The sequence below is a fragment of the Pseudomonas sp. BN411 genome (genome assembly GCF_029871235.1).
GTDB lineage: Bacteria > Pseudomonadota > Gammaproteobacteria > Pseudomonadales > Pseudomonadaceae > Metapseudomonas.
On sequence record NZ_SSOM01000070.1, the window covers coordinates 1 to 22,034 of the forward strand.

19 protein-coding genes are annotated in these 22,034 nt (G+C 64.7%); 17 read left to right on the top strand and 2 right to left on the bottom strand.

The genetic code is table 11. The features are described from left to right. The 10 genes from E8F06_RS16330 to hemN all read left to right on the top strand — a co-directional run. A partial coding sequence (locus E8F06_RS16330) for a cbb3-type cytochrome c oxidase subunit I (RefSeq protein ID WP_280369121.1) occupies positions 1-319 on the top strand: 319 nt, incomplete at its 5' end. Then, complete coding sequence (gene ccoO / locus E8F06_RS16335) at positions 319-930, top strand: cytochrome-c oxidase, cbb3-type subunit II (RefSeq protein ID WP_151135195.1); 612 nt, start codon at positions 319-321, stop codon at positions 928-930. The genes E8F06_RS16330 and ccoO, both read left to right, overlap by 1 nt. A gap of 6 nt (positions 931-936) precedes the next feature. Then, positions 937-1,125 (top strand): cbb3-type cytochrome c oxidase subunit 3, encoded by a 189-nt coding sequence (locus tag E8F06_RS16340; protein ID WP_151135197.1) that lies wholly within the window; start codon positions 937-939, stop codon positions 1,123-1,125. Beyond that, positions 1,122-2,096, top strand: coding sequence for a cytochrome-c oxidase, cbb3-type subunit III (gene ccoP / locus E8F06_RS16345; RefSeq protein WP_280369123.1), 975 nt, complete (start codon positions 1,122-1,124; stop codon positions 2,094-2,096). The genes E8F06_RS16340 and ccoP overlap by 4 nt, the downstream gene beginning before the upstream one ends. Before the next feature lie 136 nt (positions 2,097-2,232). Next, positions 2,233-3,648 (top strand): cytochrome c oxidase accessory protein CcoG, encoded by a 1,416-nt coding sequence (ccoG, locus tag E8F06_RS16350; RefSeq protein WP_280369125.1) that lies wholly within the window; start codon positions 2,233-2,235, stop codon positions 3,646-3,648. 14 nt (positions 3,649-3,662) lie between these two features. Then, complete coding sequence (locus tag E8F06_RS16355; protein ID WP_280369127.1) at positions 3,663-4,160, top strand: FixH family protein; 498 nt, start codon at positions 3,663-3,665, stop codon at positions 4,158-4,160. Positions 4,161-4,167: 7 nt separating this feature from the next. Further along, entirely contained in the window at positions 4,168-6,567 is a 2,400-nt protein-coding gene (locus E8F06_RS16360) for a heavy metal translocating P-type ATPase (protein WP_280369129.1), read from the top strand. A gap of 27 nt (positions 6,568-6,594) precedes the next feature. Then, on the top strand, positions 6,595-6,816 hold the full coding sequence (gene ccoS, locus E8F06_RS16365) for a cbb3-type cytochrome oxidase assembly protein CcoS (protein WP_280369131.1): 222 nt from the start codon (positions 6,595-6,597) through the stop codon (positions 6,814-6,816). Further along, on the top strand, positions 6,809-7,537 hold the full coding sequence (locus E8F06_RS16370) for a sulfite exporter TauE/SafE family protein (protein ID WP_280369134.1): 729 nt from the start codon (positions 6,809-6,811) through the stop codon (positions 7,535-7,537). The genes ccoS and E8F06_RS16370 overlap by 8 nt, the downstream gene beginning before the upstream one ends. 82 nt (positions 7,538-7,619) lie before the next feature. Next, the gene (gene hemN / locus E8F06_RS16375) at positions 7,620-9,002 is read left to right on the top strand and encodes an oxygen-independent coproporphyrinogen III oxidase (protein WP_280369136.1); all 1,383 of its coding nucleotides are present in this window, start codon (positions 7,620-7,622) and stop codon (positions 9,000-9,002) included. A gap of 6 nt (positions 9,003-9,008) precedes the next feature. Here the strand turns inward: hemN and E8F06_RS16380 are convergent, their stop codons facing one another. Then, on the bottom strand, positions 9,009-9,458 hold the full coding sequence (locus tag E8F06_RS16380) for a hypothetical protein (protein WP_348532259.1): 450 nt from the start codon (positions 9,456-9,458) through the stop codon (positions 9,009-9,011). A gap of 147 nt (positions 9,459-9,605) precedes the next feature. Between E8F06_RS16380 and fnr the strand changes: the two genes are divergently transcribed. The 3 genes from fnr (at position 9,606) to E8F06_RS16395 (ending at position 12,040) form a co-directional block, all read left to right on the top strand. After that, the gene (fnr, locus tag E8F06_RS16385) at positions 9,606-10,340 is read left to right on the top strand and encodes a fumarate/nitrate reduction transcriptional regulator Fnr (protein WP_280369137.1); all 735 of its coding nucleotides are present in this window, start codon (positions 9,606-9,608) and stop codon (positions 10,338-10,340) included. Positions 10,341-10,407: 67 nt separating this feature from the next. Next, a complete protein-coding gene (locus E8F06_RS16390) occupies positions 10,408-10,956 on the top strand; it encodes an adenine phosphoribosyltransferase (protein WP_280369139.1) in 549 nt (182 codons plus the stop codon). Positions 10,957-11,203: 247 nt separating this feature from the next. Continuing rightward, entirely contained in the window at positions 11,204-12,040 is an 837-nt protein-coding gene (locus E8F06_RS16395) for a metal-dependent hydrolase (protein ID WP_280369141.1), read from the top strand. 147 nt (positions 12,041-12,187) lie between these two features. Here E8F06_RS16395 and E8F06_RS16400 read toward each other — a convergent pair whose 3' ends face one another. Next, the gene (locus E8F06_RS16400; RefSeq protein WP_280369144.1) at positions 12,188-12,889 is read right to left on the bottom strand and encodes a hypothetical protein; all 702 of its coding nucleotides are present in this window, start codon (positions 12,887-12,889) and stop codon (positions 12,188-12,190) included. A 182-nt stretch (positions 12,890-13,071) separates the two neighbouring features. Between E8F06_RS16400 and E8F06_RS16405 the strand changes: the two genes are divergently transcribed. Genes E8F06_RS16405 through E8F06_RS16420 form a run of 4 tightly spaced genes read left to right on the top strand, consistent with a single transcriptional unit; the run spans position 13,072 to position 21,962 of the window. Then, on the top strand, positions 13,072-14,331 hold the full coding sequence (locus E8F06_RS16405; protein ID WP_280369146.1) for an ATP-binding protein: 1,260 nt from the start codon (positions 13,072-13,074) through the stop codon (positions 14,329-14,331). Further along, positions 14,328-15,674, top strand: a complete 1,347-nt coding sequence (locus E8F06_RS16410) for an HD domain-containing phosphohydrolase (RefSeq protein ID WP_280369148.1) — start codon at positions 14,328-14,330, stop codon at positions 15,672-15,674. The genes E8F06_RS16405 and E8F06_RS16410 overlap by 4 nt, the downstream gene beginning before the upstream one ends. Next, the gene (locus tag E8F06_RS16415) at positions 15,671-16,207 is read left to right on the top strand and encodes a response regulator (protein WP_280369150.1); all 537 of its coding nucleotides are present in this window, start codon (positions 15,671-15,673) and stop codon (positions 16,205-16,207) included. The genes E8F06_RS16410 and E8F06_RS16415 overlap by 4 nt, the downstream gene beginning before the upstream one ends. A 46-nt stretch (positions 16,208-16,253) precedes the next feature. After that, positions 16,254-21,962: an EAL domain-containing protein gene (locus E8F06_RS16420; protein WP_280369152.1), complete on the top strand. Its 5,709-nt coding sequence runs from the start codon at positions 16,254-16,256 to the stop codon at positions 21,960-21,962. Positions 21,963-22,034 lie beyond the last annotated feature (72 nt).

Consider the following 22,034-nt stretch of genomic DNA (forward strand, 5'->3'; position numbering starts at 1 on the left):
GCAGATGCACAGCGTCGGCCTGATCAACGCCCACTTCTGGCTGGCCACCATCGGTACCGTGCTGTACATCGCCTCCATGTGGGTGAACGGCATCACCCAGGGCCTGATGTGGCGCGCAGTCAACGAAGACGGCACCCTCACCTACTCCTTCGTCGAAGCTCTGGAAGCCAGCCACCCGGGTTACCTGGTGCGCATGATCGGCGGCGCCTTCTTCGTGACCGGCATGCTGCTGATGGCTTACAACACCTACCGCACCGTACGTGCTGCCAAGCCGGCTGAATACGACGCCGCTGCGCAGATCCCGCAAGGAGCTCACTAATGAAGCAACACGAATTAGTCGAGAAGAACATCGGCCTGCTGGCCCTGTTCATGGTGATCGCCGTGAGCATCGGTGGCCTGGTGCAGATCGTGCCGCTGTTCTTCCAGGACGTGACTAACACTCCGGTCGAAGGCATGAAGCCGCGCACCGCGCTGGAACTCGAAGGCCGTGACATCTACATCCGCGAAGGCTGCGTAGGCTGCCACTCGCAGATGGTCCGTCCGTTCCGTGCCGAAACCGAACGTTACGGCCACTACTCCGTCGCCGGCGAAAGCGTCTGGGACCACCCCTTCCTGTGGGGCTCCAAGCGTACCGGTCCGGACCTGGCCCGCGTTGGCGGCCGCTACTCCGACGACTGGCACCGTGCGCACCTGTACAACCCGCGCAACGTAGTGCCCGAGTCGAAAATGCCGGCCTACCCGTGGCTGGTTGAGAACAAGCTCGACGGCAAGCACACCGGCGACAAGATGGAAGCTCTGCGCAAGCTGGGCGTGCCCTACACCGACGAAGACATCGCCGGCGCCAAGGCAGCAGTCAAAGGCAAGACCGAGATGGATGCCGTCGTGGCATACCTGCAAGGTCTGGGCACCGCTATCAAGAACAAACGGTAACGCAAGATGGACATCGGGACTCTCCGCGGCATAGGCACCTTCATCGTTTTCGTCGCCTTCATCGGCGTCGTCCTCTGGGCCTATAGCAGCAAGCGCAAAAGCAGCTTCGATGAAGCGGCCAACCTGCCCTTCGCGGATGAGCCGCCCAAATCCTCCGAGCGCGACGAGCAAGCTTCTAGGAGTAACAAAGAATGACTTCGTTCTGGAGTTGGTACGTAACCCTGCTCACCAGCGCTACGCTGGTGGCGCTGACCTGGCTGATCTTCGCCACCCGCAAGGGCCAGCGTCAGGAAAGCACCGAAGAAACTGTCGGCCATGCCTTCGACGGCATCGAGGAATATGACAACCCGCTGCCCAAGTGGTGGTTCATGCTGTTCGTCATCACCCTGATCTTCGCCGTCGGCTACCTGGTCATGTACCCGGGCATGGGCAACTGGAAGGGCATTTTCCCCGGCTACGGCGAAGTGACCGAAGGCAAGCCGTTCGCTAACGGCCAAAGCGGCTGGACCGGCGTGCACCAGTGGGAAAAGGAGATGGACAAGGCCGATAAGGAATACGGTCCGATCTTCGCCAAGTACGCTGCCATGCCGATCAAGGAAGTGGCCCAGGACCCGAAAGCCCTGAAAATGGGCGGCCGCATGTTCGCGTCCTACTGCTCCGTGTGCCACGGCTCCGACGCCAAGGGCGCCTACGGCTTCCCGAACCTGACCGACCACGACTGGCGCTGGGGTGGCGAAGCCGCCACCATCAAGACCACCATCCTGGGTGGCCGTCACGGCGTGATGCCGGCTTGGGGCGAAGTCATCGGCGACCAAGGCGTACGCGACGTTGCCGCCTTCCTGCGCGTGACCCTGCACGGTCGCGAGCTGCCGAAGGACGTGAAGGCTGATCCGGAAGCTGGCAAGGCCATCTTCGCTGCCAACTGCGTGGCTTGCCACGGTGCGGAAGCCAAGGGCACCCCGGCAATGGGTGCGCCGAACCTGACCCACCCGAACGCCTTCATCTACGGCAGCAGCTACGCTCAGCTGCAACAGACCATCCGCTACGGTCGCCAAGGCACCATGCCTGCCCAGGAGCAAGTCCTCGGCAACGACAAGGTGCACCTGCTGGCTGCCTACGTTTACAGCCTGTCGCAGAAACCTGCTGCAGAAGCTGAAGCCAAGTAATACCCTCGCCTGCCATGCGCGACGCACTGTCGCACATGGCAGGCCGCTATCAGGCGTACCATATATAGCGGACTAGAGAGACTCGGACCGGCAATGCACTGGTCAGAGCACCTGAAACCGCCGTGGTATGAGAACGATGAGCGAACAGATTCCCGTCAAGAACGTCACCCCTCCCCCTGCCAAGGGCGGTGAATCCACCGACCTGTACGCCAGCCGCGAAAAGATCTACACCCGAGCCTTCACCGGGATCTTCCGCAACCTGCGGATGACCGGCGGCGCCTTCCTCTTCCTGCTCTATTTCGGCACCGTCTGGCTCAACTGGAACGATCGCCAGGCTGTCTGGTGGAACCTCCCCGAGCGCAAGTTCTACATCTTCGGCGCCACCTTCTGGCCCCAGGATTTCGTACTCCTCTCCTGGCTGCTGATCATCTGCGCCTTCGGCCTGTTCTTCATTACCGTATTCGCTGGACGTGTCTGGTGCGGCTACACCTGCCCGCAGAGCGTCTGGACCTGGATCTTCATGTGGTGCGAAAAGGTCACCGAGGGTGACCGCAACCAGCGCATGAAGCTCGACAAGGCCCCCATGAGCGGCCAGAAAATCCTGCGCAAGTCCGCCAAGCACGGCCTCTGGCTGCTGATCGGCTTCGCTACCGGCATGACCTTCGTCGGCTACTTCACCCCAGTCCGCGAACTGGTTTTCGAATTCTTCACCGGCAACGCCAGTGGCTGGGCCTACTTCTGGGTCGGATTCTTCACCCTGGCGACCTACGGCAACGCCGGCTGGCTGCGCGAGCAGGTGTGCATCTACATGTGCCCCTACGCCCGCTTCCAGAGCGTGATGTTCGACAAGGACACCCTGATCGTCTCCTACGACCCGCGCCGCGGCGAGTCCCGTGGTCCGCGCAAGAAAGGCATCGACTACAAGGCCCAGGGCCTCGGCGACTGCATCGACTGCACCATGTGCGTCCAGGTCTGCCCCACCGGCATCGACATCCGTGACGGCCTGCAGATCGAATGCATCGGTTGCGCCGCCTGCATCGACGCCTGCGACAGCATCATGGAGAAAATGAACTACCCGAAAGGCCTGATCAGCTACACCACCGAGCACAACCTCAACGGTCAGACGACTCACCTGATGCGCCCGCGCCTGATCGGTTACGCTATCGCCCTCGTCGCCATGATCGGCCTCTTCGCTTATGCCGTGGCCATCCGTTCCCTGGTAGAACTGGACGTGATCAAGGACCGCGTGCTGTTCCGTGAAAACGAACAGGGCCGGATCGAGAACGTCTACACCCTGAAAATTATGAACAAGTCCCAGGCGGACCAGACCTTCGTCATCGACGCTGAAGGCCTCGACGGCCTGGTCTACGAAGGCAAGCGCGAAGTGCGCGCCGACGCTGGCGAAGTGCTCTCGGTACCGGTGGAGCTGTCCATCGAGCCCGACCAGCTGCCGTCCAGCACCAACAAGATCCTCTTCCGCGTCCACAGCGCGGATGACCCGAGTATCAAGACCGACGCCGACAGCCGCTTCATCGGCCCCAGCGTCCGCTAGCAAACGGAAGACCCATGCAGTCCGAAACTCCCAGCCCCTGGTACAAGCAACCCTGGCCCTGGTTCATCCTCGGTATCCTCGGCACCTCCGTGGTGCTGGGCACCACCATGCTGGTGATTGCCACCAAGAACCCGCCGAGCCTGGTCTCCGACAACTATTACGAAGTCGGCAAGGGCATCAACACCTCGCTGGAACGCGAGAACCTCGCCAAACAGCTCGGCATGCGGGCCAGCCTGCAAGTGAATGAAGCGAATGGCGAAGTCGACCTGGAGCTGGTGGGTGAAAGCCGCCCGCAACAACTGGTACTGAGCCTGCTCTCCCCCACCCAGCCGGAGAAGGACCGTCGCGTCGTTCTCCAGCCCCAGGCCGACGGTCGTTACCGTGGTCACCTGCAGGACCCCGTCAGCGGTCGTCGTTTCGTCGAGCTGATCGGCCAGGAACAGGGGCAGGACTGGCGCCTGTTCGAGGAAGAAACCCTGAATCAGGGCAGTGTCCTCCGCCTCGGCGAATAAGCGCCTGATGACTGCACCACTCCCCTGCTACCACTGTGGCCTGCCGGTTCCCGCCGGCAGTCGTTTCGAGGCCCGCGTGCTGGGTGAGACGCGGGCCATGTGCTGTCCGGGCTGCCAGGCAGTAGCCGAGGCCATCGTCGACGGCGGCCTGGAGAACTACTACCGCCACCGCAGCGACACCGCCCCCAACCCCGACGCCCTGCCCCGCGAACTGCCTGACGAGCTGGCGCTTTACGACCGCGCCGAAGTCCAGCAGCCCTTTGTCCAGCATCAGGGCGAGCTGAGCGAAACCTGCCTGCTGATCGAAGGCATCAACTGCGCCGCCTGCGGCTGGCTGATCGAGAAACACCTGAAGACCCTGCCGGGTATTGCCGAAGCCAGCCTCAACCTGTCCAACCATCGCCTGCAAGTGCGCTGGTCCGACAGCCAGATTCCGTTGAGCCAGTTGCTCAAGGAGCTGCGCAAGATCGGTTACGCCGGCCATCCCTACAAGGCGGATGAAGCCGCCGAACGCCTGGCCAACGAAAATCGCCGCGCCATGCGCCAGCTTGGCGTCGCCGGCCTGCTCTGGATGCAGGTGATGATGGCAGCCATGGCCACCTGGCCGGAGTTCAACATCGACCTGTCCCCCGAGCTGGATACCATCCTGCGCTGGGTCAGCCTGTTCCTCACCACCCCCATCGTCTTCTACTGCTGCGGGCAGTTCTTCCGGGGTGCCCTGCGCGACCTGCGCACCCGCCACCTGACCATGGATGTCTCCGTCTCCCTGGCCATCGGCGGCGCCTACGTCGCCGGTATCTGGTCCACGGTGACCGGCGTCGGCGAGCTGTACTTCGACGCCGTCGGCATGTTCGCCCTGTTCCTGCTGGCGGGCCGCTACCTGGAACGTCGCGCTCGCGAGCGCACCGCCGCTGCCACTGCGCAACTGGTCAACCTGCTGCCAGCGTCCTGCCTGCGCCTGGACGCCAAAGGACATAGCGAACGCATCCTGCTCAGCGAGCTGAAAGTCGGCGACCGCGTCCTGGTACCGCCGGGCTCGTTGCTCCCGGCAGACGGAACGATCCTTTCCGGCCAGTCCAGCGTCGACGAATCGCTGCTCACCGGTGAATACCTGCCCCATGCTCGCGGTGAAGGCGATACCGTCACCGCCGGCACACTCAACGTCGAAGGGCCGCTGACCATCGACGTTCAGGCCCTGGGCGACGATACCCGCCTTTCCGCCATCGTCCGCCTGCTGGAACGCGCCCAGGCGGACAAGCCTCGGCTGGCCGAAGTAGCCGACAAAGTCGCCCAGTGGTTCCTGATCTTCATCCTTGCGGCAGCCGCCATCGTCGGCATCGCCTGGTGGGAGATCGATCCGGATCGCGCCTTCTGGGTCGTGCTTTCCCTGCTGGTGGCCACCTGTCCCTGCGCCCTCGCACTGGCCACCCCGACCGCACTCACAACCGCCACGGGGAGCTTGCACAAACTCGGCCTGCTACTGACCCGTGGCCACGTGCTGGAGGGTCTGAAGCAGATCGACACGGTGATCTTCGACAAAACCGGCACGCTGACCGAAGGCCGCTTGACCCTGAGCGCCATCCAGCCGCTGGGTGCGCTGGATCGCGATACCTGCCTGGGGCTGGCCGCGGCCCTCGAGAACCGTTCGGAACACCCCATCGCCCGTGCTTTCGGCCGAGCACCGCAAGCAGCCGATCTGGTGGAAAGCGTGCCCGGTCGTGGGTTGGAGGGTCGTGTTGGCGAACGACGCCTGCGTATTGGCCAACCCGGCTTCGTCGCCGAGCTCTGCGGCATGACGGCACCCGACATCCCCGGCGACCAGGGTCAGTGGTTACTGCTGGGAGATGAACAGGGGTTCCTGGCCTGGTTCGTCCTCGACGACCGTCTGCGTGACGATGCCCCCGCCCTGCTGGATGCCTGCCGCGCATGCGGCTGGAAGATCCTGCTGCTGTCCGGCGACAGTTCGCCCATGGTGAGCGGTATCGCCCAGCAGTTGGGCATCGACGATGCGCGAGGCGGCCTGACGCCAGATGCCAAGCTGGAAGTCCTGCATCAACTCCATCAACAAGGCCACAAGGTGCTGATGCTGGGTGACGGGGTCAACGACGTGCCGGTCCTGGCTGGAGCCGACATCAGCGTCGCTATGGGCAGCGCCACCGACCTGGCCAAGACCAGCGCGGACGCCGTGCTGCTTTCCAACCGGCTCGATAGCCTGGTGCAGGCATTCGCCCTGGCTCGTCGGACGCGCCGCATCATCGTCGAGAACCTCGCCTGGGCGACCTTGTACAATGGCCTGGTGCTGCCCTTCGCCGCCCTTGGCTGGGTCACTCCCCTCTGGGCGGCCTTCGGCATGTCGGTCAGCTCGCTGCTGGTGGTGGTCAACGCCCTGCGCCTGGCCCGCACCTGAACCACGACTATTCAATCGGAGTCCCTGATGCCAGCGCTATACATACTGATCCCGGTCGCCATCGGCCTGGTCGGTTTCGCCATCTGGCTGTTCTTCTGGGCCGTGGACAGCGGCCAGTACGACGACCTGGACGGCCCGGCCCACAGCATCCTCTTCGATGACGAAGACCCCAAGCACCAGGCTGGTATCGCCGAAGCCGAGGGCAGCAATAAGGACAAGACGGACGAGCAGGACAAGCCCCGTGGCTGAACTTGCTCCCCTGCTGCTCTCCGCGCTCATCCTCGGCCTGCTTGGCGGCGGCCACTGCCTGGGCATGTGCGGCGGCCTGATGGGCGCCCTCACCCTGGCCATCCCCCCGGAACAGCGCGGCCACCGTTTGCGCCTGCTGCTGGCCTACAACCTCGGCCGCATCCTCAGCTATACCATCGCCGGCCTGCTCATTGGGCTCGCCGGATGGGCCATCGCCAGCAGCCCGGCCGCCATGGCACTGCGAGTAGTGGCTGCCTTGCTGCTGATCTGCATGGGCCTCTACCTGGCCGGCTGGTGGAGCGGCCTGACCCGCATCGAAGCCCTTGGCCGTGGCCTCTGGCGCCACATCCAGCCTGCGGCGCGCAAGCTGCTGCCGGTGTCCACCCTGCCCCGCGCACTGCTACTGGGTGGACTCTGGGGCTGGCTGCCCTGTGGCCTGGTCTACAGCACCCTGCTCTGGTCCGCCAGCCAAGGGTCGGCGACCGACAGCGCACTGCTGATGCTCGCCTTCGGCATTGGCACGCTGCCAGTTCTGATCGCCACCGGCCTGGCCGCCGAACGCCTGACCGCCCTGCTGCGCAAACGCGGCGTGCGAATCGCCGGCGGCCTTCTGGTTATCCTCTTCGGCCTCTGGACCCTGCCCGGCCCGCACCAGACCTGGTTGATGGGACACGGCAGCCACGGCAGCTCCGCCAGCAGCGGGCACCAGCACAGCCATTGAATGGTCTTGATACAAATCAAGATCGCCCTGACGGGGGCCCCCTAGACTCCCTGGCACTGACAGCCAAACCGGGGACCCCCGCATGCTCGACAACATTCGCTGGGACGCCGGCCTGATCCGCCGCTACGACACCCCAGGCCCCCGCTATACCTCCTACCCCACCGCCGTGCAGTTCAACCACAAGGTGGGCTCCTTCGACCTGCTCCATGCCCTGCGCGATAGCCGCAAGGCCCGCCGGGCACTGTCGCTGTATGTTCACGTGCCGTTCTGCGCGAACATCTGCTACTACTGCGCCTGCAACAAGGTCATCACCAAGGACCGCGGCCGCGCCCTGCCCTACCTTGAGCGCCTGGAGCGGGAGATCGAGCTCATCGCGTGCCACCTCGATCCGCAACAAAGAGTCGAGCAACTCCATTTCGGCGGCGGCACCCCCACCTTCCTGAGCCACGATGAGCTGCGCCGGCTCATGGGCCATCTGCGCAAACACTTCAATCTGCTGGACGACGACTCCGGCGACTACGGTATCGAGATCGACCCGCGCGAAGCCGACTGGTCCACCATGGGCCTGCTCCGTGATCTGGGTTTCAACCGCGTCAGCCTCGGCGTGCAGGACCTCGACCCGGCCGTGCAGCGCGCCGTCAACCGCATGCAGAGCCTCGAAGAGACCCGCGCCATCGTCGAAGCCGCGCGCACCCTGCAATACCGTTCATTGAACCTGGACCTGATCTACGGACTGCCCAAGCAGACCCCGGACAGCTTCGCCCGCACCGTTGACGAGGTGATCGCCCTGCAGCCGGACCGACTCTCGGTGTTCAACTATGCGCACCTGCCCGAGCGCTTCCTGCCGCAACGGAGGATTCGCAGCGAGGACCTGCCCAACCCCGGACAGAAGCTGGAAATGCTCCAGCGCAGCATCGAGCAGTTGAGCGCCGCCGGTTATCGCTACATCGGCATGGACCACTTCGCCCTGCCGGACGATGAACTGGCCATCGCCCAGGAAGACGGCCGCCTGCAACGCAACTTCCAGGGCTACACCACCCACGGCCATTGCGACCTGATCGGTCTAGGGGTATCCGCCATCAGCCAGATCGGCGACCTCTACTGCCAGAACACCGTGCAGCTAAACGACTACCAGAACGCCCTGGAGCAGAACCTGCTAGCCACCAACCGGGGGCTGATCTGCGACGAGGATGACCGCATCCGGCGTGCGGTAATCCAGCAGTTGATCTGCGAGTTCGAACTGGATTTCAGCAGCATCGAATCCCGCTTCAATATCGAATTCAGAGGCTATTTCGACGAAATCTGGCCGCAACTCCAGCAAATGCACCAGGATCGACTGATCGACCTCAGTGACGGCCGGATAGACGTACAGCCTGCCGGCCGCCTGCTGGTTCGCTCACTGTGCATGCTGTTCGACGTCCACCTCGCGGGGCAGAACCAGCAGCGGTTCTCCCGCGTCATCTGATCCGCCTCAGGCGGCGAGCAACTGGCCGAGTTCTACCGCCTGCTCGTCGCTGAGGTCGGATTCACGGACCAGCTTCGCCAGGTTGAGGTTGGCGCTGCTCAGGGCGCTCTGCAGCGACGTGAGCTGACTACGCAGGGCCTCCATGCGCTGGGTGCGGGTTTCGTCATCGAGGTTCTGGTCGCTTGCGATAGCCTCCAGCTCCGCCCGACGCTCCGCGATCTGTGCCTTGAGCTCGCGGATCATCTTCAGCAGCTCCTTGATACCGTCCGGCAGGCTGCTTTTCTCGATGTCGTCATTCTTCTGAGATTTGCTGGGTTTGCCCAGATCCGACAGGCTGACGCGTATGCCCTGACGCACGGCATCGGCGTCCACCGGCTCGCCTTCCCGGCGTGCGACCTGTCGCCGCACCGCCTCGGCCACGTTGGAAATCATGCTGTTGGTGTCCAAGCGCAACATAGGCTGCTCCTTGCCTGAATTTCGCCCCCGATATCGGCCCGTGCCGGCGAAACTTGAGCAACAAGTCAGGTAGGCTTTTTCTGGCCGTTGCATACACCCTGCGTTACCCTTACGAGCATTGTGTGTATGTCTTGCAAGGAATTGCCCATGTCCGAAATCATCAAGGTGCGCAACGTACCCCAGGCCCACTGCAAGGACTGCAGCCTGGCCGCCCTTTGCCTCCCCCTGTCCCTGAACATGGAGGACATGGACGCGCTGGACGATATCGTCAAACGCGGCCGCCCGCTGAAGAAGGGCGAACTCCTGTTCCGCCAGGGTGATGCCTTCGGCTCCGTCTTCGCTGTGCGCTCTGGCGCCCTCAAGACCTTCACCGTCACCGAAACCGGCGAAGAACAGATCACCGGCTTCCACCTGCCCAGCGAACTGGTGGGCCTTTCCGGCATGGATACCGAGCTCTACCCGGTCTCCGCCCAGGCCCTGGAAACCACGTCGGTGTGCGAAATCCCCTTCGAGCGCCTCGATGAGCTTTCGGTCCAGCTGCCGCAGCTGCGCCGCCAGCTGATGCGCGTGATGAGCCGCGAGATCCGCGACGACCAGCAGATGATGCTGCTCTTGTCCAAGAAGACCGCCGACGAGCGTATCGCCACCTTCCTGGTCAACCTCTCTGCGCGCTTCCGCGCCCGTGGCTTCTCCGCCAACCAGTTCCGCCTGGCCATGTCGCGCAACGAAATCGGCAACTACCTGGGTCTGGCGGTGGAAACCGTTTCCCGTGTGTTCACCCGCTTCCAGCAGGCCAACCTGATCGCCGCCGAAGGCAAGGAAGTGCACATCCTCGACCCCATCGAACTCTGTGCCATGGCTGGCGGGAGCATCGAAAGCTGACCCTCGCGAGCCCACCGTCCTGGTGGGCTCGCCCGTTCCATCCCGCCCTTTTTCGCAGGCATCATTGATGATCTTCGACGACTTCTCCATCAAGACACTGATCCGCCCTGTCCTGGACTTTCCCAAGCCCGGCGTGGTCTTCCGCGACATCACTCCGCTGTTCCAGTCGCCCCGAGCCCTGCGTCTGGTGGCCGACAGTTTCATCCAGCGTTACGTCGAGGCCGATTTCAGCCACATCGGCGCCATGGACGCCCGTGGATTCCTGATCGGCTCGATCATCGCCTACGAACTCAACAAGCCCCTGGTGCTGTTCCGCAAACAGGGCAAGCTGCCGGCCGACGTGCTTTCCGAGCCCTATCAGACCGAGTACGGCGAAGCTTTCCTCGAAGTGCACAGCGACAGCCTGTGCGACGGCGACAAAGTGCTGATCTTCGATGACCTGATCGCCACCGGCGGCACCCTGCTGGCCGCCGCCCGCCTGGTTCGCCGCATGGGCGCCAGCGTGTACGAAGCCGCCGCCATCATCGACCTGCCCGAACTGGGCGGTTCCGAGCGCCTGGCCGACGCCGGCATCCCCACCTTCGCCCTCACCGCCTTCGCCCTCGACGAGCGTTGATCGGCGCGCGGGTCCGCACCGGCGGACCCGCCCCAACTGAAGCACGGCCGCCCTGCCCGGGTTACATCCCTGCCACCCGGCGTTACTCCTCGCCCCAACCACCGCCGCAATCACCCGCCGAAAGTTGGCGCCCAGGCCCTCGCGCCTGCTCCTGTGATCCTCAATAGTTACATCGACTGATGGCACGGTCGTCGTGCCCACCGATAACAACAAATGGACGGCTCGCAGAGCCCGAGAGGATCCCCGCATGACAGCCAGCGCCAGCGCTCCCCTGCCCAAGGCCAACTTCCCCGTTCGCCGCATGGACTTCAGCTTCGCGTCGACCCAGAAGTACTGGTGGAGCGGCGACCCTTTCATGACCCACTTCATGAATAACCTCTCCTCGCTCTTCCCCTACGGCGAGAAGTTCTTCGTCGACAGCGTGCGCGCCGTTCGCGACCAGGTCAGCGATCCGCAGCTGCAGAAGGACATCAGTGCCTTCATCGGCCAGGAAGCCATGCACTCCAAGGAACACGCGACCTACAACGACTACGCCGCCGAACACGGCATCGACCTGGAGCGCCTGGAACTGCGCATCAAGGTGCTGCTGGAATGGGTCACCCGCTTCACCACCCGGAAGCAGCGCCTGGCGGCCACCTGCGCCCTGGAACACTTCACCGCTACCATGGCCGAGCAGCTGCTGCGCCGGGAAGACATCAACACCCAAATGGACGACCCGAAGATGTACAAGCTGTGGATGTGGCACGCCATCGAGGAAAACGAGCACAAGGCGGTCTGCTACGACGCCTACAACGCCATCGGCGGCGGCTACCTGATCCGTACCATCACCATGGCACTGACCACCTTCCTGTTCTTCGGCGTGATCATGACCTTCCAGGTCCATCTGATGCGCAAGGACGGCCAGCTCTTCAATTGGCGCAGCTGGGCCCGCGGCCTCAAGACCCTGCTCGGCCCACGCAATGGCTACTTCCCGAAGATGATCAAGCCGTACCTGGACTACTACCGCCCCGGGTTCCACCCCTTCGACCACGAAACCAAGGCGCTGGAGAAACGCTGGAAGGAACGCCTGGGCTTCAACGGCTGACGAATCCGTCATCGCCTTCTGTGGGGGCGAATTCATTCGCGAAGGAGCGCGCAGCGGTCCCATGGCGCTCCCAGGCCGAACCTGCGGTCCGGTCAGCGAATGAATTCGCCCCCACAAAGATCCGGCCAACCCTATCCGGCGAGCCCTTCACCCCCCCTCGAAATACTCCGCGAAGAACCCGTCCAGCTCGCCCTCGTAGCTATCCAGCGAGTACAGGGTGTCGGCTGCAAGCAGATCCAGCAGGATCAGCCCGTTGAGGCTGGAATCCTCCTCAGCGGCGGCCCGCAGGCGGCCGGCCATTCCCAGGTTGACCAGGCGCAGGTTGCGGTACAGCTCGCGCAGCCCGTCCATGTCCCAGTCGGGCTCCAGCCCACGCTGGCGGCGCAGATGCTGGCCCAGCAGGTAAGTGCCCAGCGAGCGATACAGGGTTTCCGCCGAGGTGCTGAACGGCCAGTGGAACCACGCCATCGCCCGCAGCATCCGGGTATGGGGGCAACCGCTGGTCGCCCCGAGCAGCCCCAGCAGAGACCCCAGGGCCCTCTGCAACGTGGTCTGCTGGCGAATCTCCCGCCCCCGCCAGAACACCGCCATCTGCACTTCCTCATAGGAGGGTGAGCGCGCCAGCACCGCCACCGGCCGCGCCAGCGCCAATGCAAAGGGGCAGTCGCGCACCTCTGCAGCGTTCAGCGGGCAATGGCTGCACTGCTGGAAGCCCAGCAGTGCCCATTCCGGTCCAGTCTCCACGCGGCCGCCCTTGCCTGCCAGGTCCACCTCGTGAACCCAGAGGCGGCCATCCGGAAAGCCGAACTCGTAGCGCACCCGTTCATCAGCCCTCGGCTCCAGCCCCATGGTCTACCCTTGCCTTCCTGTTGAAGGGAAATGTCGGCGCCGTCCCACACGTTTTTCGACAGGATTCAGACGCCTAAAATCTGTCATACACTTCGTACAACAAAGTAGGACACGAGCCGGAATTCAACCCTGCCAACCGTTCCACAGCAAAAAAAGCGGGCGACATCATGGAAAGCAGCCCTTTGGATCTTGCCAGAGCCCTGGTTGAACAGATCGAGGTGGGCGTCATCGTCCTCGACCCAGGTCTGCACGTCCTTCACTGGAACGAATTCGTCAGTCAGCGCAGCGGCAAGGCCCTCGGCCCTGCCGTTGGGCAGCTCCTGACCTATGTCTTCCCGGAAGCGGATACACCTCGACTCGCCCAGATGGTGGCCAAGGCTCGCGATCAGGGCCTGCATGCGTACACCCACTGGCGCGAAGACCCTTACCTGATCCAGCTGCCCTACAGCCCCGAAGGCCAGGTGACGCCGCTGCGCCTGCAGAGCACCCTGCTCTTTCCCTTCGACTGCCGGGGTGAACGCTGCTTCGGCCTGCTGCTCTACGACACCACCGAGTTCGCCCGTTCCAACGAGCAACTGGCGGCCGCCCTCAACGCCCTGGGCAGCAAGCAGCTGGAGCAGGAACAGCTGATCCACAAGCTGGAGAAGGCCAACGCGCAGCTGCTGCAATCGGAGAAGCTCGCCGCCATCGGCCAACTCGCGGCCGGCGTCGCCCACGAGATCAACAACCCCATCGGCTACGTCTTCTCCAACCTCAAGACCCTCAGCGGCTACGTCAACGACCTGCTGCGCATCGTTGACGCGGTGGACGGCGTCGGCAGCCTGGAAGAGTTGCAACAGCTCAAGCGCAGCCTGGAATACGACTACATCCGCAACGACGTCGAAGCCCTTATCCACGAATCCGAAGACGGCATCGAGCGGGTCAAGAAGATCATCACCGCCCTCAAGGACTTCTCCCACATCGAGGAAGAGGAATTCCACGCCGCCGACCTGCACAAGGGCTTCGACAGCACCCTCAACCTGGTCAACAACGAGCTCAAGTACAAGGCCGAAGTGGTGCGCGAGTACGGCGACCTGCCGCTGGTGGAATGCATCCCCTCGCAGATCAACCAGGTGGTGATGAACCTGCTGATCAACGCCGCCCACGCCATCGAGAGCTTCGGCCGCATCACCCTGCGCAGCGGCCACCAGGGCGACTGGATCTGGCTGGAGGTCGAAGACAACGGCAAGGGCATTGACCCGAGCATCCTCAACCGCATCTACGAACCCTTCTTCACCACCAAGCCGGTAGGCAAGGGCACGGGGCTCGGCCTCGCGCTCTCCTACAACATCGTGCAGAAGCACAACGGGCGCATCGAGGTCGTCAGCCATCCCGGCCATGGCACCCGCTTCCGCGTCTGGCTGCCGCAGCACCAGCCCCAAGCCAGCGGGGTGCAAGCATGAGCGAAGCCCAGCGCCGCCCCACCCTGCTGCTGGTGGACGACGAAGAGCACATCCTCAGCGCCCTGCGCCGCGTCCTGCGTGGCGAACCCTACGAACTGCTCACCGCCAACGGCGGCAATGAGGCCCTGGCCGTGCTGGCCGCGAATGACGTCGACCTGGTGGTTTCCGACGCCCGCATGCCCGGCCTCGATGGCCCTGCCCTGCTGGCCGAAGTGCAGCGGCGCTGGCCAGCCACCCTGCGCCTGATGCTCACCGGTGCCACCGACCTGGACACCAGCATCCGCGCCATCAACCAGGGGCAGATCTACCGCTACCTGGGCAAACCCTGGAATGACGACGAGCTGCGCTTCACCTTGCGCCAGGCCCTGGCCCACCAGCATGCCGAACGCGAGCACCAGCGCCTGGAACGCCTCACCCTGGAACAGAACCACCGCCTGCAGGAACTCAACGCCAGCCTGGAGCAGCGGGTCCGCGACCGCACCGCCGAGCTGCAACAGACCGCCGACATGCTCGACCTGGCCTACGACGAGTTGCGGCGCAGCTACGTGACCGCCACCGAAGTCTTTTCTTCCCTGCTCACCCAGCGCCTGCCGGGGGACAAGCAAGGCAACGCCCAGGTCATCGCCCTGGTGCGCGCCTTTGCCGGCGAACACCAGTTGGCGGAGACGGAAAGCCGCGACCTGGCCATGGCCGCCGCCCTCTACAACCTCGGCAAGCTGACCTGGGACGACCACCTGCTCAACCGCCCCAGCGACCTGCTGCACCGCGAGGAGCGCGAGCGTTACTGCCGCTATCCGCTGCAGGGGGAAAGCCTGCTGATGGCCCTGGAGCCGCTACACGACGCCGGGCGGCTGATCCGCCATCACCAGGAACGCTGGAACGGCACCGGCTTCCCCGACCAGTTGCACGGCGAGGCCATCCCCTTCGGTGCCCGCCTGCTGAAGCTCGCGGTGGACTTCGTCGAGCTGCAATGCGGCCAGGTGCTGCAACGTCCGCTGCCGCGCCAGGAAGCCCTGCAATTTCTCGCCCGCTATTCCGGGCGCCTCTATGACCCGGAGCTGTGCAAGCAATTCATCGACCTTTGCACCCGTTGCGCGCCGGACCTCCTGGAGACCGACCCCAGCATTCTCGCGGTGGACACCCGCCGGCTGGAACCGGGCATGGTCCTGGCCCGCAACCTCCAGGCCGACAGCGGCATGCTCCTGCTCAACGCCGGCAAGCAGCTCAGCCGCACCCTGATCGACAAGCTCATCGCCTTCGAGGCCAGCGAAGGCGCGCGCTACACCCTCCACGTCCGCCAGCTCGAGGCTGACGCGATCCCGGCCAAGGAGCAGCCCCAATGATCAAGATCCAGCTGGTGGACGACGAGCCCCACATCCTCAGCGCCCTGCAACGTCTTCTGCGGCCACAGGGCTGGGTCCTGCACCCCTTCGACAACCCCGAGACCGCGCTGTCGGCACTGGCCGAGCACCGCTACGCCGTCATCGTCTGCGACCTCAACATGCCGCAACTGGACGGCCTGACCTACCTGCAGTTCGCCCGTCAGCGCCAGCCGGAAGCCCTGCGCATGCTGCTCAGCGCCCACGGTGACCGCGCCACGCTGATGCAGGCAATCAACCGCGCCGAGGTCTATCGCTTCCTTTCCAAACCCTGGGAGAACTACGAAATCGAAAGCGCCCTGCAGGCCGCCGTCGACCTCTATCAGTTGCGCGACGAGAATCGCCGACTGCTGGAACAGGTAAGCGGCCAGCAGAACACCCTCGACCGCCAGCGCCGCGAGCTGCTGCGCCTGGAGACCGAGCATCCGGGGCTGACCCGCGTGCGCCGCGATGCCGACGGCGCCGTGCTGCTGGAGGGCTATGACCTGGATGACTGACCACCGTCAGCCAGGACAGCCCCAGCCAACGGACCGGCACGACACCATGGCAAAGCACAATCGCGACCTCGGCTACCAGGCCTACCTGCATTGCCTGGCCTTCGCCCTCATGGCGCTGGGCGTCATCAGCCTGGGCGCCTTCCTGGCCAACGCCAGCCCCGCACGCCATGAACTGGTGCTGCTGCCCGACAGCGCCCTGATCACCCTGTTCGCTGGTATCGCGCTGCTGGGCGCCACCCGCAGCCTGCGCCGCACCTCTTTGCTGGCGGGCCTGGCGCTGATCGCCCTGGCCGGTTACAGCCTCGGGCACAACGTGCTGGCCGGCGGCAGCGACCAGGGCCGCTCGCTGGTCAGTGGCTACTTTCGGATTCGCAGCGAGCTGGCCATAGTCGCCTGCCTGTTCGGCCTGGCCATGCTCCTGGCGGTCACGCGCCAGGGTGGGCGATGGCTCAGCCAGGTCTGCGGCCTCACCCTGTTCGGCCTGGCCCTGCTCTCGCAACTCTCTCTGCTGGGCGCCGAGTACGGCCTGCCGCGCTTTGCCTTCCGGCCGGAATCCGGGCACGTCGCCAATCTGTTCATCGCCCTGCTCGGCGCCGCGGTGCTGATGCTCTGTGCGCTGCCCGAAGAACACAGGCGCCTGCTCGATCGGCGCAGCATGGCCACCGGCGTGATGGGCGCAGTCACCACCTGCATCGGCTGGTACCTGCTCAGCCTGAACGAAGTCTCCACCCTCGGCGCCCATAGCCACCAGTTGCTGCTGCGCGCCCAGTCGTCCATCGAAAACACTGTCACCGTGCGCCGGCAACTGGTCCAGCGCATGGCCGAACGCTGGCAGAGCCTGCACGGCATGCCACCGGAAAGCCTCTGGCAGCAGGAGGTCGACAGCTACCTGCGCGACTTCCCCAACCTAAACCTGATCGCCGTGCTGGACGCAGACCTCAAGCCCGTCCGTCAGCACTCCCGCAATCGCCAGGCCGACCGCTGGTTGGAGCGCTTCCTGTCCCAATCCGAGCTGCGCGACTGGCTGCAGCAGGTTCGCCAGGGCAGCGAGGCGCAAATGAGCCCGGCGCAGAGCTTCAGCGCCGACAACATCAGCACCCTGGTGGCCACGCCGCTGCGCGTCGACGGGCAAGGCACCGCCCTGCTGGTGGCCAGCCTGGATATCGGCGCCACCCTGGACCGCCAGCTCGGCCGGGACCTGGACGGCTTCGCCCTGGAAGTCTTCGAAGGCCAGAAGCGCATTTACCAATCCGGCACCGGCATCGATGGTCACAGCCTGTTCCCGGTGGGTGAGCAGCGCAGCGAACTCGGCCCCGAAGGGCGCTGGCGCATGCGCACCTACCAGGCCCTGCCGGGCAGGGACAATGCCGCCGTCTACCTGCCACCGCTGTTCATGCTCTTCGGGCTCGGCTTCACCTTCCTGCTGATGGTCAGCCAGAGCTTCTCGCGCCTGGCTATCGAACGCAGCAAGCGACTGCGCGAAAGCAACCTCGAACTGGAGCAGAGCCTGCAACACCAGGCCCGATTGCAGGCACAGAACCAACGGATCATGGATCACTCCATGGACGTGCTCTGCTCCGTCGACGCGGAGGAGCGCTTCATCCAGGTCAGCCCCTCCTGCCACAGCGTGCTCGGCTATCGCCCTGACGAGATGATCGGTCGCCCCTATACCGACTTCGTCCTGGTCGAAGACCGCGATCGCACCCGCGCCGAGGTCCAGGCCATCATCCGGGGCGAGTCCTGGGACGCGGTGCGCAACCGCTGCAAGCGCAAGGACGGCAGCGTCGTGCACCTGCTCTGGTCCGCCGGCTGGTCGGACAGCGAACGCACCCTGTTCGCCGTCGCCCACGACATCACCAGTCTGGTGCGCCACGAAGCCTATGCCGAGGACCAGCGCGACATCCTCAGCATGATCTCCACCGACCAGCCGCTGCCCGAAATTCTCAAGGCCATCTGCCTGATGAGCGAAACCCTGGACCCGACCGCCCTGTGCTCGGTGCTGCTGGTGGATGCCGAGCACAAGCGCCTGCGCCTGGGCGCGGCGCCGAGCCTGCCGGACGCTTTCAACCAGGCGTTGGACGGCCTGCCCATCGGTCCCCTGGCGGGCGCCTGTGGCACCGCCGTGTTCCGTCGGCAGATGGTGGTCAGTGAAAACATCAGCGAAGACCCTCTCTGGCATGAGCACCGCGAGCAGGCCCTGCGCCACGGTCTGCTCGCCTGCTGGGCGATCCCGCTGATTTCCCACCACGGCGACGTGCTCGGTACCTTCGCTGTGTACCTGTGCCAGCCCTGCGCCCCGGATGACGAGGCCCTGCAACTGATCGGCACTGCCGGGCAGCTGGCGGCCATCGCCATCGAGCGCCAGCACGACCGCCTGCGCCTGCAGGAAAGTGAACAGCGCTACCGCTCCCTGTTCATCTTCAACCCCGACACGGTGTTTTCCCTGGACCGCGAAGGGCGCTTCCTCAGCCTCAACCAGGCCGGCTGCGAACTCATCGACTACAGCGCCACCGAACTGCTCGGCCAGCCCTTCTCCGATCTGGTGCAGGAGGATGACGTCGAGCATGGCCTCCAGCACTTCCGCGCCGCCCTCGACGGTCAGGCGCAACGCTTCGAAGTCCGCTGCCGCAACCGCGCCGGCGGGCTGCTGGAACTGGACATCACGCACCTGCCCATCGTCGTCGAAGGCCGGATCGTCGGCGTGTTCGGCATCGCCAAGGACATCGGCGGGCGCAACCGCATGACCCGCGAGTTGCAGGAAACCCTGACCCAATCCGAGCGCAAGGCCCTGCTGCTGCGCGGCCTCAGCGATACCGCACTGCGCATCGGCGGCATCCTCGATACCCGCGCGCTGCTGGATTTCATGTGCGAACAGCTGCGCCTGCTGGTGGGCGCGCACCAGTCGCTGCTCAACCTGACCGACGGCCAGGGCCTGGAAGCCTTCTCGCTTTCCGCCAAGTACCAGGCCTGGCGAGCGCCGCAGTTGCCCGCCGAAGGCCTCGCACTCTATGCCCGCGCTTGTGCCGGGAATCAGCCAGTCCTACTGACCCGCGAAGAGCTGGACGCCAGCGGCGACGAGGGTTCCGGCCAGCTGCCGCTGCAAGGATGGCTGGCGGTGCCGCTGATCGACCACGGCGGACGCCACCTCGGCCTGATCCAGCTATCCGACAAGTTCGACGGCAACTTCAACCAGGACGACCTGGCCATCGCCCAGCAGTTCGCCCAGATGGCGGTGGCGGCACTGGAGAACATCCGCCTGGTGCAGCAGGTGCTCTCCGGCGAACAGCGCCTGCAGGAACAGCTGGACTTCACCTCTGCCATCACCAACAGCGTCGGCGAAGGCCTGCTAGCGGTGGATCGGCAAGGCCGGCTGAACTTCGTCAACCCGGCCGCCGCCGAATTGCTCGGGCAGAGTGTCGAAATCCTGCTCGGCCAGCCCCTGGCGGCGCACCTGCCGCTGGACCTCTACAGTGCCCCGGCCACCGGCAGCCGCCACGGCGAGGTCAGCCTGGACGGCGAACTGCATATCGCCTACGACTGCGCGCCGCTGCTGCACGCACAAACCCTCGGCGGCTGGGTCATCGCCTTCCGCGACATCAGCCGCACCAAGGAATCGGAGAAGCAACTGCGCATCCTCCAGCGCAGCATCGAGGCCAGCTACAACGGTGCGATGATCTGCGACGCCACCACCGACGACCTGCCAGTGGTCTACGTCAACCCCGCCTTCGAGCGCATCACCGGCTACAGCGCCGCCGAGGCCATGGGGCGCAACTGCCGCTTCCTCCAGGGTGCCGACCGGGAGCAGGCCGGCATCGCCGAAATCCGCCACGCGCTGTCGGAGAAGCGCGAAGTCCACGTGGTGCTGCGCAACTTCCGCAAGGACGGCACGCCCTTCTGGAACGATCTCTACATCGCCCCGGTACCCAACGAGCACGGCGAGATCACCCACTTCATCGGCGTGCAGAACGACATCTCCGAGCAGAAACGGGTGGAGTCCGAGCTGGCCTACAACGCCAGCCACGACGTGCTCACCGGCCTGCCCAACCGCTCCCTCCTGGAAGACCGCCTGCGCCAGGGCTGCCAGATCAGCCAGCGCTACCAGCGCAAGCTGGCGGTGATGTTCATCGACCTCGACGGTTTCAAGCCGATCAACGACTCCATGGGCCACGGCATCGGCGACCAGATACTGGTGGAAGTGGCGCGGCGCCTGACCCAGCAGGTGCGCCCCGGCGACACCGTGGCGCGGCTCGGAGGCGACGAATTCATCCTGATCCTGCCGGACCTGGCCCGTGAGGAAGACGTGCTGCAAGTGGCCGAGCGAGTCATCGATTGCATCGCCCGCCCCTATCCCATCGCCGGCAGCGAGCTGCACATCACCGCCAGCCTGGGCATCGCCATGAGCGAGCAAGGCATGCAGCAGCCCATGCAACTGATCCAGCAGGCGGACCTGGCGATGTACAAGGCCAAGCAGCAGGGGCGCAACTGCTACCAGTGGTACACCACCGACCTGGAGCAGAAGGTCAGCGAGCGCGTGACCCTGCGCAACGAACTGCAGAAGGCCCTGGAAGCCAACGCCTTCATGCTCTACTACCAGCCGCAGATCGACGGCCGCAATGGCCGCGTCACCGGCTTTGAGGCCCTGCTGCGCTGGCAGCATCCGCTACTCGGTTTCATCTCGCCGGCGCAGTTCGTGCCGGTGGCCGAGGACACCGGGCAGATCATCCCGTTGAGCGAATGGGTGCTGGCCACCGCCTGCCGTGCCTGCCGCGAACTGCTCGACCGGGGCATGACCGGAACCGTGGTGGCGGTGAACATCTCGGCGGTGCACTTCCAGCGCAACATCTTCGTCGACAGCGTGCGGCGCGTCCTCGAGGAAACTCGCCTACCCGCTGAGCTGTTGGAACTGGAAATCACCGAAACCGTGCTGCTGGACAACGCAGAGCGTGCCATCGCCACCCTGCAGGCGCTGAAAGCCCTGGGGGTGCGCCTGTCCATCGACGACTTCGGCACCGGCTTCTCCAGCCTCAACTACCTGAAGCGCCTGCCCATCGACAAGGTGAAGATCGACCGCGCCTTCGTGCAGGAAATCATCAGCGACCGCCACGACGCCGCGATCACCCAGGGCATCATCTCCATGGCCCATCACCTGCGCCTGCGGGTGATCGCCGAAGGGGTGGAAAGCGAGTCCCAGTTCGCCTTCCTGAAGAAGAGCCACTGCGACGAGTTCCAGGGCTATTACTTCGCCCGGCCCATGCCCTTCGAGCAGCTCGACCAGTTCCTCCATGAGCATCACAAGAGCCCGGCGGCCTACCTGGATACCCGCGCTGGCCCCAGCAATACCCAGACCCTGCTGCTGCTCGACGACGAGGAAAACATCATCCGCGCCCTGACCCGCGTGCTGCGCCGCGACGGCTACCAGATCCTCACCGCCAGCCGCGCCCAGGACGCCTTCGCGCAACTGGCCAAGCACGACATCCAGGTGATCCTCTCCGACCAGCGCATGCCGGAAATGAACGGCACCGAGTTCCTCAGCCGGGTCAAGGACCTCTACCCGGACACCATCCGCATCGTGTTGTCCGGCTACACCGACCTCAAATCCGTCACCGATGCCATCAACCAGGGCGCCATCTACAAATTCCTCACCAAGCCCTGGGACGACGAACAGCTCCGCGCCGTGATCGCCCAGGCGTTCCTCCACCACAGCATGGCCAAGGCGAAGGAAGAGAATGCGGCGGTGGAACAGGATGAGGAGTGAAGGGCTCTTGTGGGGGCGATTTCAATCGCCAAGGGACGCAAAGCGTCCCCAATGGATCAGGGCAGACCTTCG